11 protein-coding genes are annotated in these 24,450 nt (G+C 63.7%); 2 read left to right on the top strand and 9 right to left on the bottom strand.

The features are described 5' to 3' along the window. The coding region (locus B551_RS06390) for a phosphocholine-specific phospholipase C (protein ID WP_023263703.1) at positions 1-1,614 on the bottom strand (1,614 nt) is incomplete at its 3' end. Positions 1,615-2,164: 550 nt separating this feature from the next. Here B551_RS06390 and B551_RS06385 point away from each other — a divergent pair. Further along, positions 2,165-4,309 carry a phosphocholine-specific phospholipase C gene (locus B551_RS06385; protein ID WP_006575482.1) on the top strand — a complete coding sequence of 715 codons (2,145 nt, stop codon included), beginning with the start codon at positions 2,165-2,167 and terminating at the stop codon, positions 4,307-4,309. 19 nt (positions 4,310-4,328) lie between these two features. On the opposite strand, the gene B551_RS06380 is transcribed toward B551_RS06385, so the two are convergent. From B551_RS06380 to B551_RS25505, 7 genes are all read right to left on the bottom strand, one after another. Continuing rightward, a complete protein-coding gene (locus B551_RS06380) occupies positions 4,329-5,804 on the bottom strand; it encodes a GGDEF domain-containing protein (protein ID WP_006575483.1) in 1,476 nt (491 codons plus the stop codon). A gap of 150 nt (positions 5,805-5,954) precedes the next feature. Further along, positions 5,955-6,953, bottom strand: coding sequence for a tripartite tricarboxylate transporter substrate binding protein (locus B551_RS06375; RefSeq protein WP_006575484.1), 999 nt, complete (start codon positions 6,951-6,953; stop codon positions 5,955-5,957). 139 nt (positions 6,954-7,092) lie between these two features. Next, positions 7,093-8,601: an FAD-dependent oxidoreductase gene (locus B551_RS06370; RefSeq protein WP_023263701.1), complete on the bottom strand. Its 1,509-nt coding sequence runs from the start codon at positions 8,599-8,601 to the stop codon at positions 7,093-7,095. Positions 8,602-8,650: 49 nt separating this feature from the next. Continuing rightward, entirely contained in the window at positions 8,651-9,361 is a 711-nt protein-coding gene (locus B551_RS06365) for an RNA polymerase sigma factor (RefSeq protein ID WP_006575486.1), read from the bottom strand. Further along, positions 9,358-9,690: a cupredoxin family copper-binding protein gene (locus B551_RS06360; RefSeq protein WP_006575487.1), complete on the bottom strand. Its 333-nt coding sequence runs from the start codon at positions 9,688-9,690 to the stop codon at positions 9,358-9,360. The genes B551_RS06365 and B551_RS06360 overlap by 4 nt, the downstream gene beginning before the upstream one ends. Then, on the bottom strand, positions 9,687-10,229 hold the full coding sequence (locus B551_RS06355; RefSeq protein ID WP_023263700.1) for a DUF4142 domain-containing protein: 543 nt from the start codon (positions 10,227-10,229) through the stop codon (positions 9,687-9,689). Before B551_RS06355 ends, B551_RS06360 begins: the two co-directional genes overlap by 4 nt. Before the next feature lie 328 nt (positions 10,230-10,557). Further along, entirely contained in the window at positions 10,558-11,013 is a 456-nt protein-coding gene (locus B551_RS25505; protein WP_006575490.1) for a hypothetical protein, read from the bottom strand. 561 nt (positions 11,014-11,574) lie between these two features. Between B551_RS25505 and B551_RS25500 the strand changes: the two genes are divergently transcribed. Then, positions 11,575-12,123, top strand: a complete 549-nt coding sequence (locus B551_RS25500) for an RNA 2'-phosphotransferase (RefSeq protein WP_006575491.1) — start codon at positions 11,575-11,577, stop codon at positions 12,121-12,123. Between the two features lie 399 nt (positions 12,124-12,522). Here B551_RS25500 and B551_RS06350 read toward each other — a convergent pair whose 3' ends face one another. Then, positions 12,523-24,405 carry a filamentous hemagglutinin N-terminal domain-containing protein gene (locus B551_RS06350; RefSeq protein ID WP_023263699.1) on the bottom strand — a complete coding sequence of 3,961 codons (11,883 nt, stop codon included), beginning with the start codon at positions 24,403-24,405 and terminating at the stop codon, positions 12,523-12,525. Positions 24,406-24,450 lie beyond the last annotated feature (45 nt).

Raw genomic sequence — 24,450 nt, 5'->3', positions numbered from 1 at the left:
GCCCGCCATCGCCAGCAGCCCGCTGGCGTAGCGGTCGAGAATGGCCTGGGCGCGCAGCGCGTCGGCGGCATCGCGGGTGGTGCGGCCGGCCAGCGTCGGCAGCGCTTCGCTATTGGGCGTCTTGAAGTTGAAGGCGCTGGTCAGGTCGCCGCAGACGGCGCGCCGGAACGGGCTGATGTTGGGCTCCTGCACGCCGAAGCGGGCCTCGAGAAAGCGCAGCACCGACGTGTGGTCGAACACCTGCGAGTTGACCCAGCCGCCGCGGCTCCACGGCGAGATCACGTAAAGCGGAACGCGCGGGCCCGGGCCGTAGACACGGCCATCCGGCGCCGGCTGGCTGGTACTGCCCTGCGGCGGCGGCTGCGTGAAATACTCCGGCGCCAGTTGCTCCTCGCTCAGCGTCGTCTTGCCGGCGAGCGTGTTGTCCGGATTGCGCGACGGCGCCGACGGCGACGGCACGTGATCGAAATAGCCGTCGTTCTCGTCGAAATTGACGATCAGCACCGTCCTGCTCCAGACCTCGGGATTGGCGGTCAGCGCATCGAGGACTTCCTGCAGGAACCACGAGCCTTGCACCGGGCTAGACGGCCCAGGATGCTCGCAGTAGATCGACGGCGCGTTGATCCACGACACCTGCGGCAGCTTGCCTTCCAGCACGTCGCGCTTGAACGCGTCCAGATACTGGTCCGGCTGGCTTCCCGGCAGCGTGTTGGCGATGCCCTTGTATAGCGGGTTGCTGGCGTTGTCGGTCGCAGGATCGTACGCGTGGTACGGCAGCGGCTGCCCCGTGTTGTTGTACGGTGCACCCGGGGCCCCGCCGCTAGACACCGGAAAGCCCGATGCCAGATTGGCGCGGCGGAACGTCTGGAAGGCGCCGAGCATGTTGTCGCCCCACTCGTCCGGCATGTTCTGGTAGCTGATCCAGCTGATGCCGGCCTCTTCCAGCCGCTCGGCATAGGTCTTCCACGTGTAACCGATGTTCGCGTCCGACGGGATGCCGTTGATCGCATCCCACTCGTTATTGACGAAGGCGACGTTCTGCGGCACGGGACCGTTGGTACCGGTAAGGAAGAACGCCCGGTTCGCGTCGGTGCCCGTGTGCATAGAGCAGTGGTAGGCATCGCAGATCGTGAACGCGTTGGCCAGCGCGAACTGGAACGGGATCTCCTGTTCCTTGTAATACCCCATCGACGTGTCGGTCTTGGCCACCGGCCAGCGGGACATGCGGCCGTGGTCCCACGCTTCCTGGCTGTCCTTCCACGAGTGCGGCGTGCCGGCGACCCGCTGCGCGTTGTTGGCGGTGCCATCCAGATGGTAGGGCGTGATCACCGTGCCGTTGGCGCGCTCCTGCTGCCAGACCTTGCGGCCGTTCGGCATCGGGATCGTGATGCGATCGCCGAATCCGCGCACGCCGCTCAGCGTGCCGAAGTAGTGGTCGAACGAGCGGTTCTCCTGCATCAGGATCACCACGTGCTGCACGTCCATGATGGTGCCGGTGGCATTGTTGGCCGGAATGGCCAGCGCGCGGCGAATGCTCGGGGGAAAGGCGGCGAGCGCGGCGGCCGAGAAACCGGCAGCCGCGCTCGCCTGCAGGAATCTGCGGCGAGAGGTCATTGCTGTTTGTTGTTGTGGTCGGAGGCGGAGATTCGATGGCGCTATGTGCGCCGGTTGCCGGGGTGCGCAGGGCGCTCGGGGCGCTAGGTGCGCTAGGTGCGCTAGGTGCGCTCAGGGAGCGCAGCGCAGTTCCGGCTTCGGCGTCTCCGGCGGCTTGGGCGTTTCGCCCGGCTTGTCGTCGTCGCCGCCGCAGGCGGTCAGCACGGCGGTGGTCAGAAGAACGGCCAACAGCGCTCTTGTCATTCTCAGGGCTTGCATTGGGACCTTCGCTGGCGTGGAAGAAGGATGGGAAAGATTCCGGATCGATGGGGAAGCCGTCCCGGAAATCCCGCCAGCCTAGTGCGCATGCATGACGACACTGTGACCCGATGTCGATCGCTTGCCGTGTTGCAAAGCGGCCGCTGTCATCGCGACGTCATGGCGCTGACATCGCCGTCGGGTACGGTGCCGGCTTCGGCTGTCCGGCGCCCTGCTGTCTGCGCGCCGGCGCCCATGGTTTCCCGATCGCCGCCCTGCCGGTACCATCCCGCCATCCCAGCCGCCTTTCGCCATGCCATCGAACAGCCGCCGTCAATTCCTGAAGCTCGCCAGCACCGGCGCCGCCGCTGCCGCCACGCTGGCCGCATTCCCGCCTGCAATTCGCCGCGCCCTGGCCATTCCCGCCAATAACGCCACCGGGACGATTCGCGATGTCGAACATGTCGTGATCCTGATGCAGGAGAACCGGTCCTTCGACAACTACTTCGGCACGATGAAAGGCGTGCGCGGCTTTGGCGACCGCTTTCCGATTCCGCTGGCCGGCGGACGCAACGTCTTCGAGCAGACCTATACCGAGAACGGTGTCAGCCGCATCGTGCTGCCCTACCACCTGGACAGCAGCGCCGGCAACGCGCAGCGCGTCGCCGGCACGCCGCACAGCTATCCCGACGCACAGGAAGCCTGGGACCTGGGCCGCATGAACCAGTGGCCGACGTACAAGGAACCGCATTCGATGGGCTTCTATACCGAAGCCGAACTCGACTTCCAGTACGCGCTGGCCAATGCCTTCACGATCTGCGACGCGTACTACTGCTCGTTCCACGGCGGCACCAATCCGAACCGTCTGTTCCACTGGACCGGCACCAACGATCCGACCGGCGCGATGGGCGGCCCGGTGATCGACAACCGCGGCGATTCGCTCGACGCGACCAGCATCAGCTACCGCTGGACCACCTATCCGGAACGGCTGCAGGCGGCCGGCGTCAGCTGGAAGGTCTATCAGAACCTGCCGGACAACTTCACCGACAACCCGCTGGCCGGCTTCAAGCAATACCGAGACGCCAATGCGGCGCGCGGCAACCAGCCCAACGGCAGCCCGTATCCGCCGTACACGCCCGCGGACGAGGCGATCAGCCCGCTGATCAAGGGCATCGGCAACACGATGCCGGATGGCGGCTTTCTGCAGGCGCTGAAGGACGATATCGCGGCGGGAACGCTGCCGCAGGTGTCGTGGATCGTCGCGCCGGCCACCTACTCCGAACACCCGGGGCCGTCGAGCCCGGTGCAAGGCGCCTGGTATACGCAGGAGGTGCTGAACGCGCTGACGGCCAATCCGGAGGTCTGGAGCCGCACGGTGCTGCTGATCAACTTCGACGAGAACGACGGCTTCTTCGACCACGTGCCGCCGCCATGCGCGCCCGCTTTCGACAACGGCATGCTGGCCGGCGCCTCGACGGTGGCGACCGACGGCGAATATCACACCGACGGCAATCCCTATGGCCCGGGCCCGCGCGTGCCGATGTACGTGGTATCGCCGTGGAGCCGCGGTGGTTGGGTCAACTCTCAGGTGTTCGACCACACCTCGGTGCTGCGCTTCCTCGAGGCCCGCTTCGGCGTGATGGAGCCGAATATCAGCGCCTACCGCCGCGCGATCGCGGGCGACCTGACCTCGGCGTTCAACTTCGTCAACCCGAATACCGAGACGCTACCGACGCTGCCGACGCGCGACAAGACCAGCGCCGACGCGATCCGCACCGCGCAGGGTCAGCTGCCACAGGTGCCGCTGCCCGCGACGAGCGCACAGCAGTTGCCCGCGCAGGCAACCGGTACGCGCCCCTCGCGCGCGCTGCCGTATGAACTGCACGTCAGCGGCCGCGAAGATGCCAGCGGCCACGCGATGTGGCTGCTGTTCAGCAATACCGGAACCGCCACCGCGGTCTTTCACGTCTACGACCGCCTGCACCTGGACCGCGTGCCGCGCCGCTATACCGTCGAACCCGGCAAGCAGCTCGATGGCCGCTACGACGTGTTCGCCAGCGACGAAGGCCGCTACGACCTGTTCGTGCTCGGGCCCAATGGCTTCCATCGGAGCTTCCGCGGCGACGTCAGCACGCTGGGCACCGCCGGTGCCAGCGCGCCCGAGATCCGCGTCTGCTACGACATCGCCAACGCGGCCGTCTACCTGACGATGATCAATGCCGGCACCAGCGCCTGCACCTTCACCGTGGTGCCGAACGCCTATCGAAATGACGGCCCGTGGACCTTCGAGGTGCCGGCGGGCAAGCAGCTGGACCAGCACTGGCCGGTCGGATCGCAAGGCAATTGGTACGACTTCACCGTGACCACGCAGCAGGGCAGCTTCCGCCGCCGTTTCGCGGGACGCATCGAAACGGGCAAGGACCTGGTGTCCGATCCTGCAATGGGCGAACGCGGCTGATGGCCGGGCGCGCGTGACTTTAGCTGCGGCGGCGTTCCCGCTCCGCCCGCAGCTTTTCGTAGAAGGCGCGCTTGGCCGCATACATGCGCGCATCGGCCTGCTTGACCGTATCGGTCAGCCGCTCGCCGACTGCGCAGGTAGCCGCGCCGATCGCGAAGTTCAGCGCCGCGCCCGGATAGAACTGGTTGTTCAGCTCGACGACCTGCTCGATCTGCGCGACGACCGAGGCCGTGGCGTGCTCGTCGCGGTCCGGCAGCAGCACCATGAACTCGTCCCCGCCGACGCGCGCCACGCAGAAGCCGTCCCCGACGGCCTTCTTCAGGACCTCGCCGGCGCGGCGCAGCAGCGCATCGCCGTCGGCATGGCCCAGGTTGTCGTTGATCTGTTTGAGCCCGTTCAGATCGACCGCGATCACGCTGACCGGCCACGGGCCCTTGCGGCCCAGCCGCGCCAGCTCGTCCTCGTAGTACGCGCGGTTGTACAGCTTGGTCAGCACGTCGTGCTTGCCGAGGAATTCGACATAGGCCTCGGCCTTCTTGCGCGCGGTGATATCGGTCAGCGATACCAGCACCTGGTCCCATTCGGCCTCATGCCCCGGGAACACCGACCACTGCATGTACACATCGACCTGCCGGCCGTCCAGCGCATAGTTGACGATCTCGCGCTGCTGCCACAGCTTCTCGTTCCACAGGTCGACCAGCTGCTCGGCGAAATGCTGCTGCATGTCGTCCCGGAACACATCGCCCAGGCGCGAATACAGCACCGCCTTCGACGGCGCGCTGAACATCAGCAGCGTCTGCTGGTTGACGTCGATCACGCGGATTTCCTGCATGCAGCGCGCGACAAAATCGGGATGGACGTTCAGGAAGGTCCGGAAATCGGTAATGCCAGCGGCGCGCACCTCATCGATCAGCACCTTGACCGCGCTGAAGTCCTCGACCCACAGCGACACCGGAGAATGCTCGAACAGCCCGACCGCGTATTGCCGGCTATTGCGCAATTCGCGCTCGGCACGCTGGCGCTGCGTGATGTCGTCGATCGACAGCAGCACGCGGTCCCAAAGCTGCTCGTGGCCGGGCAGCACGCGGCCGGACAGCTGGATATCGAGACGCTGGCCGTCGAGCGTGTAATTGACGGACTGCCCTGAAAACGCCCCCTTCCCCTCCCACAGCTGCACCAGCTCCTCGACATGCTGCTCGAACATGTCGTCGCGGAAGACTTTGTCCAGATTGCCGACCAGGTCGGCAAGATCCCGGGCGCCGTAGAGCTCCAGCGTGCGGCGGTTGACGTTGACGACCCGCATCAGCGACGAACAACGGGCGACCTCGTCGGGATGGCCGTGCAGGTAGGCGCGCAGGTCGACGATGCCCCGCGCGCGCAGGCCATCGAGATGCCGTTTCAGGTCGCTATAGTCTTCGAGCCACAACGAGACTGGCGCGAGATTGAACAGGTTTTGGTAGTCGTCGACGGTCGACGCGCTGCTATCGGCCTTCAAGGCGGGGTCCTCTGATCCAGGCTGGCGTGGCGCCCGCGGCGGGGCCGGTTGGCCCAGCCAATGCGTCGGCAGGCCACGCAAAGCCCGTAGCATAGGGCACCGCGCCCCGGATGGGAAATCCCGCGATGGTACGGGAGCTGGCGCCGGCGCCTAGGTTCCGTCGATCTTGAAGCCGATGTCCTTGATGAACTTGCCCCAGCGGGCATGATCGGTCTTGATCTGCGTGGCGAAGGCGTCCGGCGTGACGGCCTGCGGCGGCAATACGCCGACGCCGGCCAGCCGCTTGTGATAGGCCGGATCGGCCAGCACCTTGCGCACCGCGGCCGATACCGCTTCCACGGTCTCCTTCGGCATCGCCTTGGGACCAAACAGCGCGAAATAACCGCTCAGCTGCTCCATCTCGGGAAAGCCCAGCTCCCGGAACGTCGGCGCTCCGGGCGCGAGATCGGACCGCTCCGGAATCGTGGTCGCCAGCACCTTGGTCTTGCCGGCCTGATACAGCGGCACGCCCGTGGTCAGCCCATCGATCATCAGCGGCACCACGCCGCCGACCAGGTCCTGCGTGGCCGGCGCCGAGCCCTTGTACAGCACCGGCTCGATATGGGTGCCAGACAGCCGGTTGAACAGCAGCGGCCCGAAGTGCGACGAGGTGCCGGGGCCGTACGAGGCCGAATGCAACGGCTTGCCGGGATTGGCCTTGGACCAGGCAATCAACTCCTTCAGCGACGAGAATGGCGCGTCCTTGTTCGCGACCATCACGACCGGGGCCTTGCCGAGCTCCGCCAATGCGGTCAGATCGGTCAGCGGGTCGTAGGGCACGCGGTTGATATGCGCGCCGGAAGTCGCCGACGAGCCCAGCGTCACTAGCAGCGTATGGCCATCGTTCTTCGCGCGAATCACGTCCTGCGTGGCCGGGATCGTCGCGCCGCCCGGCTTGTTCTCCACGACCACCGACTGGCCGATGACCTTGGTGAAGTAGTCGGCGAACAGGCGCGCGACCACGTCGGTGCCGCCGCCCGGCGGATAGGCGACCACCAGACGAATCGGCCGGCTCGGCCAATCCGCCGCCCATGCGCTTGGCGCCAGGCCGGTTGCCGCGAGCGTCGCGGTGGCGCAGGCCGCCGCGCGGAGGAACTGTCGTCGATCCATGCTGATGTCTCCGGCTGTTGTCTTGAGGTCCCGCTGCTGCCGGTTCATCTTAATGGGTGTTCCAGGCCCCGACATGTTGGGGTTTTCCGCCATTTTCCGCAGTGCAGAACGACGGCGATTCGGGCACGGTCGCGTCGGCTCAGGTTCCGCTTTCCTGATCCGGTACCAGCTTGATGGTCAGCGGTGCCAGCGCCGGGCCGGACAGCACGCTGCCATCAGGCGCGAAACGGCTGCCGTGGCATGGGCAGTCCCAGCTTGCCTCGACCGCGTTCCAATGGACGATGCATTTCATATGCGTGCAGACCGGCGATACCGCAAACAGCCGTCCAGCGGGATCGCGATAGGCCGCGACGCGTTCTCCTTCCAGTTCCGCGATCGCGGCGCTGCCCGGTGCGAGGCTCTGCAGCTGCTCGTGCTGTCGTCGCGTCAGATAGTCCTGGATCAGCGCCTTGCCCATGCTGACCACTTCCTCCGCGGTGCCCTTTGCGGACTTCACGGCGGTCAGCCGCGTCGCCTTGTAGAGCTCGCTCCAGCGATTGTCGACCTCGAGAATCTGGTCAGCGATGATGGCAGCGGCCAGCGTGCCGTAGGTCAGGCCGTCGGTGGCAAAACCGGTGGCCACGTAGCTGCCGAACGTGTCCTTGCCGATATAGGGCAGCCCGTCCGGCGACGGGAAATTCTGCGCGGACCAGCGAAAGGCAATTTGCCGAATGCCGAGACGCTGCCTTGCCGATTCTTCGAGCTTGGCCATGGCCGCCGCCGCGTCATGCTGACCGGTCTTGGCCGTCTGGCCGACGCATACGAGGTAGTTGCCCTGCGTGGTATCAAGACCGCGCACCGACAAGCGCTCGCTGCCTTCGGCGTAGAAAATCCCTGCCGGAAACGAGTCGCCGTTCAATGGCGCGGCCAAGCCATACTCCCGATGCGGCACCATGCCGGCCTGCATCAGATGAAAGCCGCTCGGCGAATGCGTGGCCAACACGATGTCCTGCGCTTTGACGCTGCCGCGCTCCGTTCGCAGCAGCTGTTGCGAACGGTCCAGCTCGATCACTGGCGAGTGCTCGAAGATGCGGCAGCCATGGTCGGCGGCATGCCGCGCCAGCGCAAGCACATAGGCGAGCGGATGGAATTGCGCCTGCTGCTCGAGCACCAGCGCATCGCCGTGGGCGTGCGGCAAGCCCGGTGGCAAGGCGCCCTCCCTGCGAATTGGTAGGCCGGCAGCCAGCGACGCCTCGAACTCGGCCTCGATCCCGTCGCGCGCATCGGCCAACGCCGGATAGCGAACCAAAGGGCAACGCCGGAACGCGCAATCGATGCCCAGGCGATGAACGTGTTCCTCGATCCAATCCACTGCCTCTGCGCGCGACTGCGTGACGTGCCGCACGACGTCGTCGCCCCATTTCTGCCGAAGGGCACGCAACCCGCTGCTGACCGTCGCATAGAGATTGCCAGTGGAGTTGCCGGTGTCGCCGACGCCCAGGGCATTTGCTTCCAGCAGCACCACGCTGCGCCCCGCCTGCACGAGGCGCCATGCGAGGCTGACGCCCGTAATGCCGCCACCGACGATCGCGATGTCGGTCTGGATGTCCTCGACCAGCATCGGAGATCCGGTCGGGTTGGTGGTGCCGCGCCAGAGTGAGGTAGTCATCGTGGGTCTCCTTGCGGCGTTATCGGCGGTGTTGTGGGCCTGGGCTTGTTCAGGCCTTGCCTGCGTTCTCGCGGTCCAACCGTGCCATCACCCCCTGCACGATCCGGTCGCAGCGCACGCCACCGAATTCATACAGATCGCGTCCGGCCAGATCGATTTGGCGAGCCAGCGCCTCGCGCAGCAGGCTTCGCGCACGAAAATGCCGGCTGCGAACGGTCGCCTCCGGAATATCGAGACACTGCGCGGTTTCCTCCACGCTCATTTCCTCGACTTCCCGCATCACGAATACGAGACGAAACGCCTTGGGTAAGCGGTCCAGCTGACGCTCGATCAGTCCGCGCAACTCGGTACGCGCGAAGGCCCGGTCGGGCGCATCGTCGTCGGGTGCGGGATAGTCGTGCTCCATAGCGTCATCCCCCGATGAAGCCACCATCGGAATCACCTTCTCGCGGCGCGCGTGCCGGCGCAATCGACCGAGACATTGATTCAGTACCAGCCGCGACAGCCACGTTGCCAGCGCCGCGTCGCCGCGGAATTCACTGATCGCGCGATAGGCCGACAGATAGGCCTCCTGCAATGCGTCCTCGGCTTCCGCGTCGTCGCGCAGCGCCGCGCGCGCCAGGCGGTACAGGCGGCGATTGTTTCGCCGGATCAGCAGCTCGAACGCGGCACGATCGCCCGCCGCGATACGCTGGGCAAGCTCCTGGTCATCGTGATGCGGATTGCCGGTGGCGAGCGTTGTTGCACTGGAAGGGATCATCGCTTGCGAACCTCAAGCACCGCCTGCATGGTCGGATGGAGCGTGCAGACATAGGGCAGCGATCCTTGGCCCTGCACCACAAGCTCCCATGACGCACCGGGCGCGATATGGCCGGAATCGAAGCCCTTACCGTCCGCCGCGGTCGCGGTATGCGGCACGAGATCCTGATTGACCCAGACGACGCGATCGCCGCGGTGCAGCACCAATGTCGAAGGACGAAATTCCATGCCCTCGATGGTGACAATATAGGTCGCCGCGCCGACTTCCGTGCCGCCAAGGATCGCCGCCAGCACCAGCGACCCCAGGACGGTCCCCCGGCTGCGAATCATGGCTTCTTGTTCTTGGTGACGGTCTTGCTCTTGGGCAGCGAGGCCTGCAACTGCTTCGCATGCTCCAGATGCGCGACAAAGGCCGGCCGCACCTTGACCAGCAGCGCCTTCAATTCGGCGTTGCTCGCGCTCGGCACCAGGGTCTTGTCCAGTGCATTGAGCACGGCCTGGTGATAGTCGACCTCCTGATCGACATAGGCCCGATCGAACGCTTCACCCTTGAGCCCCTTCAGTTTGGCGATGTTTGCTTCCCCTCCACGCTTCAGGGTCTGCGCGGTCGGGTTGTCTTCAGGCTTGAGATCGAGCTTCTTGGCCAGGTCCATTGCGGACTTGTTGACGCTGGAGTGGTCTGTGACCATCAAGTCAGCGAACTCCTTCACGTCCTTGGACTTCGCCTTCGTTCGCGCCAGCTCGCCGGCGTCGATGTCGACCTGGTTGGCTGTGACGACAATGGCCGCGATTTGGGCGTCGTTTGGGGATTGGGCCCACCCGATTGTGGCGGCGCAGCATAGGGATAAGGCCGTCAGGATGTGCTTCATGGCATCGCTCCTCCACTAAACGAACCCGATGGCCTCGGCGCCGGGCGGCGTGGGCGATCGGGTCTTCATGGGGATGGATGTCACGAGGGGCGGCGGCGTTCCGGGAGACGAATCAGGTCTATATCGATCTGAAGATATTGCGATAAGGTCAGCTGTCGGATGATGTTCCCTTTCCTGCGCACAGGCCTAAAAAACTAGAACTGGTTCCCGGCTTCGAATGTAGCGTCCCTTAGTGATTGAGCCACACGTAGGATCACGATCTTCCACCCGCTCACATGATCGAATCCGGTCGTCCAGAGTTGCCGCCGTCTTATCACTCCCCAGTCGACTACCGTGGGTCGTTTTCAGGAAGCCACCCTTCCTGAATGCGCTGGACGAGCATGGTGTCGTTCCACGACGCACGTATCGGCAACTTTCGTTCATCTTCGGTGATGTCACCGACGGGCCATTCCTTCTCGCCATCCCACAACCACCACGTTTCCACCTTCCCCGTCTCAGGATGCCTTACACCGGCACGAAATAACGGAAACTCCTTAGCATGATCCGGGACCTTATGATTTGCAACCTTTCTAATGATTCCGTTTTTTAGTGCCGCCGAGACAGGAAAGAAAATCCAAAAATTGGTGCTTTGCCCTACAAAATCCTCCCAGCATGAAGGCTCTTCTCCATGTATGCCGGGCAGCACGCGTATCAACGACCCCATCAGTTTGTTTTGCTTTACAAACTGAAAATATGCCAAACCATTAGATGTATTTATTGAAAAAACATCACCGGTCTTAATCATTATCAAAACCCATAATGTCCAACAGACTTCAATATAGCCGCCCCACGATACAACGACTCGGCACACATGGAATTAGTCATCGCGATACTGTTAATTCTATTCATCAACGATCCCGCATTCCTCCCAAGACCATTATATTCGATGAGAACCTGCTCCACAGCGCGGGCATCTCGCGAGCGATGCCTTGAAGGCCGGGGATGCGCCTGCCAACTTCTTTGAAGGTGACCGGCCATGCCAATTACGGCTTGTCGACCAAGACGGTCATTAGCCGAGCCGCCTTGCCTGTTCAATTTGCCACAAGGCCGTCTGATTTTCTGTCATCAGCCGCATGGCCTCCTTGTGCGACGCACCAATTCTCGTCTCAAACTCACCATCGCGCGGGAACTCCCCTACTCTAAAATGCAACGACCGGCATGTGAATGCCTCGCGACACAAAGGGCGACAACCGCAGATTCAATCAAAATATGGCGTCGTGAAGATAGTAAAGCACATAGCAGGGAGCCTTTAATTCAGCTAATATCTAAACAACCGCACCAACTGCAATGGATTGGGAGTGTTACATTGAATAACAAGCAACGAACTCAGGCAAGCAAATTCCTGAGCTATGTTCTTCGTCATGAACCACGTACGATTGGCCTACAGCTCGACATTGAAGGGTGGGCAGATATTGACCAATTGATCACGGGCGCAGCGCAGGCCGGGCAATTCCTTGATCGCGCCATACTAAGAAGCATAGTCTCAGAGAGTGAGAAGGTCCGCTTCGCCATCTCAAATGATGGAAATCGGATTCGCGCACTTCAGGGACATTCGACGCCTCAGGTAAAACAATCGCACAGGGAAAAAACACCACCCGATATTCTGTATCATGGAACGGCTAGGCGCTTTCTGCATTCCATAATGCAAAACGGGCTGAAGCCCGGTTCGCGGCATCATGTACATCTCGAAGCGGATATGGAGACTGCATTAGCCAATGGCCGTCGATATGGGGAAGCCGCTGTTCTAAAAATTGAGTGCTGGCGCATGCATTCGGATGGTTATCGTTTTTATCAAGCCGAAAATGGGGTTTGGCTGATTGACTTCGTGCCCGCGCAATATCTCCAGATGGAATGATTATCTACCTCAGCGTTACACTTGAGGCCATTACTTCTATCACTAAATTCTCAGAAAGAAACATGATCCTATAGTGATTCACCTCACGAGTTCCACCAAAGTGCTTCGCCCATGCGAGCGCTGCCTCCGAGTCCGGGTACTTTACGAGAGCACCTAAGTTGGATGGCGTCGGTTTGCTATCATGAATTACGTCCAGCATGCATGGCCCGGGCATCGACGCTCTATAAAAAAAGCAAACGCTTTCAAACAATAATTCCTTCCGAAGAACAGCGCCGTTGTCGCCGTCATACTCAATAGAGACAACGAGCTCGAGGCCGTTGTTGGCCAGCGAAACGGCATTCTCACCGTATGCTGGCAGCCATTCATACGGGTCGAGAATTTCTATACAACGGCCTGTTTTCATTGCTTCCCTCCCTTGGGGATATTGGGGGTGCCGGTCGGCGGTAGCTTATTGTTGCGCAGCTGTGCCCCCGCCAAATCATCAAACGTAGTGCTTTCCATGCCAGGTACCTTGACGCCTGTCCTATTACTTCCGTACCAGCTTGACTTAGGTATGCCAGCTCGGTCAAGTGCGACGGACGTTCGCGTATTCAGAATCAACCTCGTGCCGTTCATATCGACAAAATCTATTGGTAGTTGGCTTGGTGAAATACGTCCATCCCGAATAGCCGCCGCCAAATCGTCCACCGTCGCTATGGGCCGCCCGGCAAGTTGGCTATACTTTGCGGCTCCCTCGACACTGAACATCTCGTTGGCGCGAATTGCCGATTGTGCGAAATTCGCCTCAGCGACCGTGCCGAGCGTGCCGCCCGACGACACTTCTACCGCGGCGGCGCCGGCACGAAAAGCACGTACAAGTAAACCTCCTGCGACAGTGAGCGCAACCTCCTGGAGAAATTCCCGATTCAGATCTCTGATAGTCGAGTTATTGACCATCGCGATCTGCCTGTCGTATTCGACGAGACTTGCTTGGGCACTGTCTCGGCATACATTCTGGCAGTCCGGGTTTGTAAGCAGCTGCTCAATCTCTGCCCGCTCTCCTCGGAGATTTAAACCGAGCAGTGTGCGCCGGTTCGGATCACCCAGCCTCTGTATGAAGTCCGCTGTCTGCGCATTGCTCTTCAGGCGGTACTCTACTGCGACGAGATATTCGCACATTGCGTCGCGAGCGCATCGGGCCATCTTTTGGCTTTTTTCCGAGATCAGCTTCGACGAAAGCGCGTTGTTGAGCACCTCGTTTTGTGCGGCATATGCGGCGGAGATGGCGTCCATCCCGAGTAGTTCGCCTGCAGCCCCACCGATTAGCGTAGTGAGTGCGACCGTGAGAGCGTTGTAGCCAACGTTCTCGTAGCGAGTACTTTGCGTACCGTCGGGGTTGTTGGCGACCGTCTGGCTGCCACCGTAGATGTCATCTCGAACCAGCGGCGCCACAATAGCACTTGACGCACCTCCCACCGCCCCGGCAGCGCATTCTCGGCCGTTCATCGCTGCGGCCACACAGCCTAGTAAACCGTGTGCAGTTACATAGCCAGCACTGCCCTGAGCCAAAATGGAAGTGGGATCAGTAGCGATGTTACCGATCGAGAACGCGCCGATTGCGGCCAGATCCTGGATCAAAGCGCCCTTCAACGCTTCGCCGAAGCTCCCGCCTTGAATCGCGGTTTGTACTCCAGACGAAATCGCCGCGTTGGCTACTACGGCAAGTGCCTGCCCAGGAAGGTTGCCGGCCACGGCCGTGCCGGCTTGGGGCACCAGGCTGTTGCCGATGGATTGAATCCCGGCGAGGTTGGACAGGCTTGGCGCTGTAATCCCCGGTACAGAAGCCCCGGTATTGAAGCCGATTCCGCTGGCCCCGTCGTAGGTGATTCCGTTGGTAAGGCCGGCGGTAATCGCCGACACCGCGCCCGCCGCCAGCGTCTTGCCGACATCCAGTCGACCTGTCCCGATCAGTTGGCTCGTTGCGCTTCCCGCCATGCCGGCGATTGCAGCCGAGATAGCGATATTGCCCAAGCCAGCAGAAGCGCCAGCAGTGGCCGCCATCATTGCACCGCCGGCCTGCGCGGCGGCCGTGGCAGCGCCTGTCGCGGTCGCCCCCATTGCCGTGGCGGTAGCGCCCGCCTGAGCCGCAGCGGTGGTGGCCCCGGTCGCGGCCCCCACAGCGCCGCTTGCGGCGCCGTAGGTGACAATGGTCACCACGATAGCGGCCGCGATCGCGATGATCTGCAACGCTCCGAAGGAACCACCCTTCTTCACAAACTCGGAGTGAAGATCGTCCTTCAACTCCACGTGGGTGAAGTCGCTTCCGAACTTGCGTTCCAGCTCCGCCAGTAGTTGTTGCGTGCCGGCCTGATTGACGGTCCCATCCTCATCCAGCTTCTGCAAAATGCCGCCGATGCTGTTGATGGTCTGCGCATTCAGATCCATGTTGGCGGCACTGATGAAGCCGCCCGGTTGGACCTGTGTGCCGGTAACCTTCAGATAGCCGCGTGGCACATTGCTCCAGATCTCGCCAATGTCCACCACATTGGCCTGATTGGTCAGCGATTGCGTGTTAACCGTCAGCTTTCCGCCAGCCGCGATGCTGCCGGTATTCAGGATGCTTCCATTCCCATCCTGATTGAAATTGAGCGTGACGTTATGCCCGCTGATATTTCCGCCCGCCGACATCGCTTGCATATCGGCCTGCAGATAGATCTGCGGCATCAGCGCGGTGATGGTCGGGCAGGTCGCGGTGCCGGTCGCCGTGCAACTGGGGTCGGGAACCGTCTGCTCCACGTACCAGAGCATCGGCTTGTCGAGCTCGTTGACCTGAGCCTGCGTCAGGGCCTCGCCAAGCTGGACGCCATTGGCCTGGGCGTATTCCAGTGCGTTTTGGTACAGGATCGCCTTTTCGACCTGAGCGACCGACAGGTTCTGCTTGCTGTCGGGCGCCAGGCCATCGATAAAGCTGGCTTTGCCGGTTTGCTTGAGCGCGGCCTGCTGCAGCAGCAGGTTCTCTTCCTCCGGGTTGTAGTAGAACAGCGTCGACCCCGGCTGCAGCGTCGCCGGCAGGTTGTCAAGCAGAATCTGTGGGCCGAAGCCGGCCGACAACGCGGGGCTTAGTTGACCATCGATATAGGTCGCCCTGCCCGGCACGGGCGTCGGCAGGCTACCGTTGCCGACGGCGCGCGGTACGCCGAGGTTGAGCCCCGGCATGGTCAGCGGCGTGAGAGAGATCACCTGCGACGGCGCGTTGACGCGCGGCGTGTAGGTATTGGCCGTGGTGATGCCGTTGATCAGCTTGAGGCCGGTCAGCGACACCTCCGTGCCCAGCACGTTGCCGACGTTCTGGATCTGGCCGCCCGAGGTGATCGAGAGGTTCGGGGCCTGGATGGTCGCGGCGATATTGCCGACAGGCGTAGGCGGATTGATGGTGCCGCCGGTAGCGGTATACGCGCTGCCGTACAGTTGCGCGCATTGCTCCGCCGATCCGCAAGCCCACACATCGTGCCGCTTGTCGCTGCGGAACATGCCGGTCTTCTGGACCCAATGGGAGTGCCAGTAGGCATTCAGCGTCTGCGCGTTGTTGACCACCGGGCCGGCGACATTGATCACTGCATTCGCGCCGGCGGAGATCAGGCTGCCGACGTTGGTCAGCGATCCGGCGTTGATGTTCAGCTTGTTGCCGGCCGAGATAACCGAGGAGCTGCCGGCCTGGTAATCGACATAGGCTTCGCAGTAGCTCTCCTTGTAGCCACCCGCCGTCATGCAGCCGGCGTACTGCTCCTTCTTCCCATAGTTCTCGTGCACCGTGACCGGCGGCGGCAACGTATTGGTGATCGCGCCTTCGACATTGAGCTCGATATTGTTGCCGGCGACGATATTACCGGAGTTGTTGGTCAGGCTTTTTGCCGGCGTCGTCGATCCTGCCGTCGAGCCGACGCCGCCGATCACGATGTCGTTGCCGGCGATCAGGTTGCCGTAGGTGTTGCTGGTCTGGCCCGCAGCAATGATCAGGTCGTTGCCAGCGTAGATTGACGCATTCTGCTCGTGATAGCTGAAGGTCGTCGTGTTCGGATCGTTGCCACGCGGGCGACCGGCTGTACCGCAAGAGGTATCTGGCACGCCGGCTGCGCAGCCAACCTGCGTGGAGTAGTCCTGCCGCGTGCCGCCCTGGTTCGTCAGGCTCTGCGCATTGATGACGACGTTGTTGCCGGCGTACAGGATGCCTTCGTTGACCAGATTGCCGCCACTAATGGTCAGGTTGCTGCCGGCGGCGATCAGGCCGAGCGGCATCGAGGACGTGAGGGTGCCAGTCGACGTTGCCGCGGGGGCTTGCAAGTTGAAATTGTACAGCGGAGGGGTACCGGAATAGGAATCAAATTCGCCCGAATAGGCGATACGACCCAACTCATTCAACGCGTTCAGGAAGGCGGTAAGTTGGCTCTGATCGACCGTTCTGATCGATTGATTGACCATCGTTGGCGCCACAGCGCCATTGGCGAGCGATTGGATGTTCAGCTGGACACCGCCAATCGCTGATATTTGTCCACCACGATTGGAAAGCTCGTTGGCGACCATGGAAATGGAGCCACCGGCGGAAATAACGCCCGACGTGCCTGGCTGTTGCGTCGTGGTCGTCTGATACACCTCGGGCAGCAAGACACTCGGCAAGGCCGTGCTCAACGATGGCGCAACCTTCCAACCTTCTCCGTAGATTGTCGAATTGTTATCGTCGGTCGTCTCACCAATCGCGATCCGGGTCAATTCGAATGCCACCCTGTCCGCCGTGTTTGCGTTCGCACCCATAGGCGCGAGTAGGTCGCCTAGTGTCACCGTGTGGGTCGAATGAACGATCTCACTGCTTTCTTGATCACGGTAGTGGCCCACTGTAACGGTGCCGATCACATTCGAAAACAACAGCTCCCGATCATCGACCCGCGTCGTCGTAGTCGTCTGCCCGGTCGGCGCCGTCTGATCGTTGATGACCCGATTCGCCTGGATCGAGATGTCGCGGCCAGCCGTGATCATCCCGCCGGTGTTCTGCAGATCGCCACCCAGATTGAAGCGAATGTCACCTGCCGCCTGCGTGACGCCCAACTGGTTGTCATACCAGCCGCCGTTGACGGCGATCGTTCCTTGCGCCTCCAGCGTGCCCCGGTTCGTCCCCGAACCATTGAGCGTCAAGTTGCTGTTCGAATGAATGACGGCGTCGACCGCGTTGTTGATCGTGCCGTTGATGGTCAGATCGCCTGCGCTGATCTGGCCGGTATTGGTGAACATGCCTCCGGTAGCCAGCGTCATCGGCGCCGTGCCGTCGATACGGCCGGCGTTGGTGAAGCCGTTGTAGCCATTGGCATAGACGCCCTGGCCGCCGGTATTCCATGTCCCGGAGACATAAATCGAGCCGGCATTGATGCGAAGCTGGCCTGCCTGGCTGATGGTTCCCTGCGACGGGTCGAACGCCATGTTGGCGGCCGAGATGCCCAGATCGCGTTGCGCCAGGATATGACCGTAGCCGTTGTAGAACGAACCATCGCCGCCCGTCAGGGTCAGCGACATGTCTCCCGCAGCGCCATTCGCCACGTTCGGATTGCCCGCGAACAGCAGGCCGCCGCCATTGTTCAGTGAGGCGGCGGTGATGTTCAGCGCGTTCAGACCCATCAGCGAACCGCTGTTGGTCAAACCGCCCGTCAACGATACCTGCGTGGTATTGCCATTCACCACGCCGGCGTTGGTCAGGCTGCCGCCCTGAATAGTGGTGGCGCTGGTCGATGCGAGCGAAGCGCCGGCGTGATTGACCACGTTCCCGCCGGAAACGGTGAGATTGCCGCCGGACAATACGTTGCCGGAGTTGGTAACCCCGTTTCCGCCATGGAGCGATGCCCCACCCACCACCAACACTTGCTGTCCCGTAACCGCCAGCTGATCAGTGGCGCGCACGTCCAGCGAGCCGCCCACGATCGCGTTGCCGACCACAACATGGTTGCCGCTCAGCGTGGTATTGCCGGCGGAGACGACCTGCATGCGGCCAGCATCCAACGTCTGCTGCGCGGCGACCTTGACGTTCCTCGAGCCATCAAGCGAGCCGGACAACACGACGTCGCGTCCAGCCAGATCCACCTGCCCCGCGACGGTGCTGCTGCCGCTCGACGCAAGCGTCTGGCCGGCCCGCACCGTGGCATCGCCATTGGCCGAGATGCCTGCCACGCTGACGTTGCCTCCCGATCCCGTGACATTGACCGCTCCCATCGCGGAGAGGCTGCCAGTGGTCACATCACGCGCTGCCTGAATGTTCAGATTGCCGCCGGTCGCCATGGGTCCGGTGAACGTTGCGCTGCCCGCTGACGAGGTGACCGCAATATCGCCGACCACCGTGGTCTTGCCGAATGCCGCATCGCCGGCGGCGGTTGCCGTCAGCTTGCCGGCCCCTTCGATATTGCCGAGCGCAATAGCGCCGCCCGAACGAATGCCGATATCTTCGGCAAAGCTGAGCGCGCCACCGCCGACAACGTTGCCGCCCGCGTCAATGGTGCCGCTGCCCAGTCCGAACAGCGCGCCGGTCAGGGTCATGCCATTGCCGGACGACAGCGTCGTGTCGCCATTGACCAGCCCACCCGCGAGCGCGAGATTGGCGCCGGACCTGGCGTTCAGATTGCCCACGACCGTGGTGTCGCCGGTCACGGAGAGATTGCCGGTGCTTGCTGTCAGCGTGGCATCCGCATTCGCACTGAGCGGCCCACCAACCGTCAGGTTTCTGCCGGCAGTGGCCGTCACCGCGTCATAGCTCAGTACGCCGCCATTGAGCGCGGCATCGCGCGCTGCCGTGACGGTCGTCGAGCCGCCCGACACCGTGAGACCGCCCACGGTAACGTCTCCGCCACCGCTGGTTCCGTTGGCTGTCAGGCGAATGGTGTCGCCTGCCTGCGCGTCGCCGAGCGACAGGCTGTTGCCTGCGGTCGCGGTCAGCGCGCCGTTGGTGGCGGTGGAACCGGTAACTGTCAGATCCCGGCCAGCGGTGAGTGTGGCCTGCGTACCGAACGCGGCCGCGGCGGCGGAAAAGTTGCCGCCCGCGCTGATCGTGCCCGCGCCTTGCCCCGCAATACCGCCATCGAGGGCGATGTCGCGAGCGACCTGGATATCGGTGGAACCTGCCGATGCCACCGCACCGGTAGCGCGCAGATCGGAGCCTGCAGACAGTGTCAGGTCGCCCTGCGTCGCCATGCCGGCTACGTGGACGCTTCCATCTCGCGCGGTGACCGAGAGGTCCCCGACTGTATTGATATCCCCGCCGACGGCGACATTGCGCACCGCATTCAGCGTACCGGCGGCTCCGCCATTGATGGCGCCTCGTGCGGAGATATCGCGCACGGCCTGCAGCGAAACGTCGCCGATCGCCGTGATCGGTCCTGTCGCCGTAATGTCGCCGCCCCCGGCCGTGCCGTTGGCATTGACAGTGAGCCCGCCGCTGACGGCCTGGACCGCTCCCAGTCCGGCCGAGTTGCCCGCCGTCACCGCGACGGTCGCGCCTTGCAGGCTGCCAGTCAGCGCAGTGTCATGTCCGGCCTGCACGGTCGCGGCGTTCGCAAAGGCCGCGGTCCCGTTGCCTCGCACATCCCGCGCGGCAACGAATTCGCCATCGCGCTGTCCCGCGATTGCACCGGTCATGGCGATATCACGCCCGGCCTGGGCCGACAGCTTGTCGGCGGACGATACCTGTCCTGCGAGGTTGATGTCCTGGTCAGCCGAAGCGGACAAGGCACCATTGGTCACCGCGTTGCCAGAGACGGTGACACTGCCCGTGTCTGCCCGCAGCGCAAGATCGTCAACCGACTGCACCGAGCCGGTCACGGTCACGTCGCGGCCCGCATCGAGCTGGGTGGTTGCACCCGCCGTCAGTGCGCCGCTTACGTTGACATCGCGGTGACCCGTCACGTTCACCGTGCCTGGCACGCCCACCGTGCCGGTCAGCGCGGCATCGCCCTCGCCAGCGTTGCCATTGGCCGCCAGCGTCAGCGTGGTCGACGAGACGACGTTGTTCAGCGAGGCGTTATTGCCGCCGACAGCCTGAACGCGATCGGCTTGCATATTGCCCGTCAGGGCGATGTTCCGGTCTGCTTCGATCGTCAGCGCCTGCGTCATCGATTGGGTGCCGCCACCCAGCACGTCGCGACCGGCGTGAATCGTGCCCTCGGCCGAGCCCACCAGGGTACCGTTCAGCGTGGCATCACGCCCGGCCGTCAGCGCGATGGCGCCCACTGCCGTGGTACTCGCACCGGTCGTCAGATCATGTCCGGCGATCGCGTCGAGCGTGCCGCCGCTGTTCAAGCCGCCGGTGGCGTGCAGATTGCCCTGCCGCGCCAACACCGACAGGTTGCCCACCGACTCGACGGCGCCCGCCACGTCGACATGTCGCTGTGCATCCATGACGATGGCACCGCCCGCGGCGAGCTTGCCGCCCACGGCGATGTCCTGTGCCGCATCGATGCGTGCGGCACCGCTGGCCGCCGCCGTGCCGGCGATACGGACATCCCCCGCTCCGCCATTGCCCAACGATTCGATGTCGAGCGTCGATGCCGATTCGACATTGCGCACGCTGACGGCATTGCCGCCGAGGATTTGTACTGCCTGGCCCTGGATCAGGCCGTCCTGCGCCACGTCGCGTCCTGCGGCGACCGTCGTGCCGTTACCGAACGCAATCGTGCCCGCGCCGGTGACATCGCGCCCGGCCATCACCGCGCCATCCGACTGGCCGTGCAGCACGCCGGAGACGACCACGTCTTGCCCGGCGGACAGCGTCGTTTGGCCGCCTGCGGTCGAATTTCCAGCGAGCCGGATATCGGTCCCCGCCCCGATATCGAGGCTTCCTTGGCTGGCAAGAGTGCCGTTGCTCGAAACCGATCCACCAGTCGCGTTCAAGGTCATGCCGGTGACCGACTGCATGCCGCCATCGACGGTGAGGTTGCCGGCCGCGGTTGCGCTGACCTCGGCGCCGCCAACGATGGCACCGGTCAGCTTCATGTCCCGGCCAGACACCAACGTCAGCGTCGAACCCGCCTGCACGTCATGCAACGTGGTGTTGCCGCCGGCCTCAGCCTGAACGGTTCCTCCGCGTAGCGAGCCGGTCAGATTCGTATCGCCGCGTGAGCTGACCTTCGTCGCGAGCCCGAATGCCGTATCGCCGCCGCCGGCAATTGCGCCGCCAGCCTTGAGCGTGCCATCACCCTGGCCGACGAGCTTGCCATCGAGCGAAATATCGCCACCAGCGGTCAGCGACGTATGCCCGAGCGCCGTCGTGGACTTCGGCCCCAGCGCGATGTTCTGCGCCGAATCGATCGCCAGATCACCCCCGGCCTGAATATCCCCGGTGCTGCGCAGCGAGCCTCCCCGAGATTGCAGCGAGACGTTGCCGTTCGACTGCAGGTTGCCGGCGATGACGGTATCCCGGCCCGCATCGGTGCTCAGTGCACCCGCGGTCTTCAACGCGCCATCGACAACGATGTCGCGTGTCGCAGTCAATGTACCGGTGCCAGCGCCCTCCACGGTGCCGGCGATCGTGATGTCGCCGCCGTTGTCATTTCCATTGGCACGCACGGCCAAGCTGTCGTTCGCCTGAACGTTGGCGAGCGACACCGAGCGGCCGCCGGTGATGTCCACCGCCTTCGCCTGCAAGGTGCCCGCAATGTTGGCATCGCGCCCGGCGTCGATCGTCGCATTGCCGGCAATCGCGTTGGAGCCGCCGAGAATTACGTCGTTGCCCGCCGTGATATGGCCTGCGCCCTTCGCAGACGTATCTCCGGTCGTCCTGACGTCGTGACCGGCGTTCAGCGTCATATCGCCCACGACGTTGGTAGCGCCGCTCAGCGCGATGTCCCCCACGGCATTGGCCGTCAACTTGTCGCCGGCGGTCAGGTCGCCGCTCGCGGTGATATTGCCGGCCGCTGCGGACAATGCCAGCGACTTGATCGCTTCGACATTGCCACTGACGCCGATACTCCGGCCCGCCGCGATGGCGACATCGGCGCCGCCGGCGAGCGATCCGTCGATGGTGACATCGCGCTGCGCGCTCAATGTCGCGCCAGCAACCGACGCGACATTGCCGTTCAGCGCGATGTCACCTCCACCGTTAAGACCCTGCGCGACGACATCGAGAGCGCCGCCCACCTGCACGTCCTTGACGCTGATGCCGTTGCCGGCACGGATCGCCAGGTCATTGGACAGCAGCTTGCCGGTCAAGGCGACGTCGTTGGCAGCGGTCAGCGAACCGCTTTCGCCGAAGGCCACCGAACCGGCGCCGGAGATATCGCGGCCGGCCTCAAGCGTCCCGCGCTTCTGGGCGATCAGGACACCCGACACGTCGAGCGCATTGCCGGCGCGCAGGTCGGCATCGGTGCCCGCGAGCATCGAGCCCTGGATGCCGATGTTCCCGCCGGCGTTCACGGATGTGGCGGTCCCGCTGGCGAGCGACCCGGAGACGGTGGTATCGCCCGCCGCGCTCAGCGTTGCCTGCTTGCCGGCCGTGACTTGGCCGGAAACCGCCAGGTTCTGCCCTGCCGCTATGCCGAGGTTGCCGTCGGTGCTGACCTTGCCGTCTACCGTGACATTGCGCGCTGCCGCAAGGGTGGTACCACCCTTGCCAAGCACCGTGCCGTCGGCGGCGATATTGACGTCGCGGCCTGCGTTGGCAGCGACGGACTCCCCGCCGAGCTGCGCCGCAACGGTGACATCCCCGGCGGCGTCGAGCGTCACGGCGCCGGTCGCCGTGGTCTCGTCCGAAAGGTGAAGGTCGCCGGCGGCCGCCTTCATCGATAGCGCGCCACCGCCCTGCAGCTTCCCGGTTTGAAGACTGCCGCCCGCCGCGAGCTTCATGTCGCCGCCTGCCTGGGCGTCGGCAATCCGGGCATTGCGGCCGGCGTCGACCGTCAAGGTCTTGCCCGCTTGCAGCGTGCCGCTCGACGTCACGTCGCCGTCGGCACTGATCGCATAGCCTTCCACGCCGAGCTGCGTGCCGCTCAGCGCGACGTTTCCGCTGGACTTGAGCGTCGCCTGCCGTTGCGCTGCCGTAGCGGCCAACGTCAGATCGCCATTGGCAGAAATATCGAGATCGCTCGCATTGGCCGCCAGTTGGCCATCCATGCGCACGCCCATGCCGGCAGCGGTGCCGACCACCTGGATCTGGCCGGCCGTGATCGCGCCAAATGCCGTCGCGTCCACCGCATAACCGCGGTTGGCCCCGCCGTTCGCCGCGACGATGGCAGCCGCGGTATTCGCAGCGCCATTGGCCGAGGTCGCATAGGTCGTGCCGGTATCGCCGTTGCTTGCCGTGGCGACCTGCTGCCGGCCGGCCACGATGTTGATGCGATTACCCGCGTACAGCGGTGCATTGACCCCGACGGTCTCGCCGATCAGATCGATCGCCCCGACCGTACCTTCGATCCCGGCACCGGGGCCATTGACGCCGCTATTGCCTTCGATCTGAACATGGCCGCCTCGAACGTCGTACGCCAGCGCGCGGGCGTTTGCAAAGTCGGTCAGCCCACCGCCGGGCGCCGACAGGAACTGTGGCCGGCCGGTGGAGAGCGTCACGCCGAACGTATTGGTGAAGCCAACGCCCTGCGTCGCGATGCCGTTGGGGTTGGCAATGATGACGTTCGCCGGGGCGCCAAAGACCTCCAGCGGGCCACGGAGATAGGTGGCATAGCCCGCGCCCGTCGAGGTCACCTCGTTCAGGATCGTGCTTGCCGTACGGTTGCCCAGGTTCGGGTTGGCGTCGACTTGGCCCCCGGTGAGCGACGTGCCGCCCATCAGGCTGTTGTTCAGGATCAGGCCGACAGGGTCGACGTTGAACTGCTGGTATTGGTTGACCGAAATGCCCGCGGCATTCGGGGCCGCGATGTTGACGACCGGCACGCCGCCGCCCGCGCCGGTGGTCTGCGTGATGGTGGGGCGGAAGACGATCGGCGCGTTCGGGTCGACGATCGGCGTGGCATGCGCGGCCTGCAGTCCAAAGCGGACCTGGAGCGCGGTGAGCGCGCGCAGCCCCTCCCACATCTCGTCGGTCAAGGCGCGCTGGCCAGCATTCAGCGCACCAGCGGCGCGGCGATCCTGTTCCAGCGAAATCGAGAACGGTGTCAGCCATGTCAGCACGGCGACGCTACCGGCGAGAACGCGCTGCCACAAACGATGGCCGGTGGCAGGCGTCTCGCTGCTACGCTCGTGCAATGCCACGCCGTCGCGTGCGACGTCGCGCGCCACCGCTCCCTGTTCCAGTTGACCGAAGACGACCCGATTACGCTTGTTCATCGCTATGTCTGCGCTTCTTCTTGTTTGCCTTGCCTACGGCCGGAC

Origin of the sequence: Cupriavidus sp. HPC(L) (genome assembly GCF_000307735.3) — a bacterium.
Taxonomy (GTDB): domain Bacteria; phylum Pseudomonadota; class Gammaproteobacteria; order Burkholderiales; family Burkholderiaceae; genus Cupriavidus.
The sequence above is the reverse complement of the archived record's forward strand: the minus strand, read 5'-3'. Positions and strand labels throughout refer to the sequence as shown.

Excerpts from the sequence above, each read along its gene's own strand:
- B551_RS06385 (WP_006575482.1), top strand. The coding sequence starts at position 2,165 with ATGCCATCGAACAGCCGCCGTCAATTCCTGAAGCTCGCCAGCACCGGC.
- B551_RS06375 (WP_006575484.1), bottom strand. The coding sequence starts at position 6,953 with ATGGATCGACGACAGTTCCTCCGCGCGGCGGCCTGCGCCACCGCGACG.
- B551_RS06370 (WP_023263701.1), bottom strand. The coding sequence starts at position 8,601 with ATGACTACCTCACTCTGGCGCGGCACCACCAACCCGACCGGATCTCCG.
- B551_RS06365 (WP_006575486.1), bottom strand. The coding sequence starts at position 9,361 with ATGATCCCTTCCAGTGCAACAACGCTCGCCACCGGCAATCCGCATCAC.
- B551_RS06360 (WP_006575487.1), bottom strand. The coding sequence starts at position 9,690 with ATGATTCGCAGCCGGGGGACCGTCCTGGGGTCGCTGGTGCTGGCGGCG.
- B551_RS06355 (WP_023263700.1), bottom strand. The coding sequence starts at position 10,229 with ATGAAGCACATCCTGACGGCCTTATCCCTATGCTGCGCCGCCACAATC.
- B551_RS25505 (WP_006575490.1), bottom strand. The coding sequence starts at position 11,013 with ATGATTAAGACCGGTGATGTTTTTTCAATAAATACATCTAATGGTTTG.
- B551_RS06350 (WP_023263699.1), bottom strand. The coding sequence starts at position 24,405 with ATGAACAAGCGTAATCGGGTCGTCTTCGGTCAACTGGAACAGGGAGCG.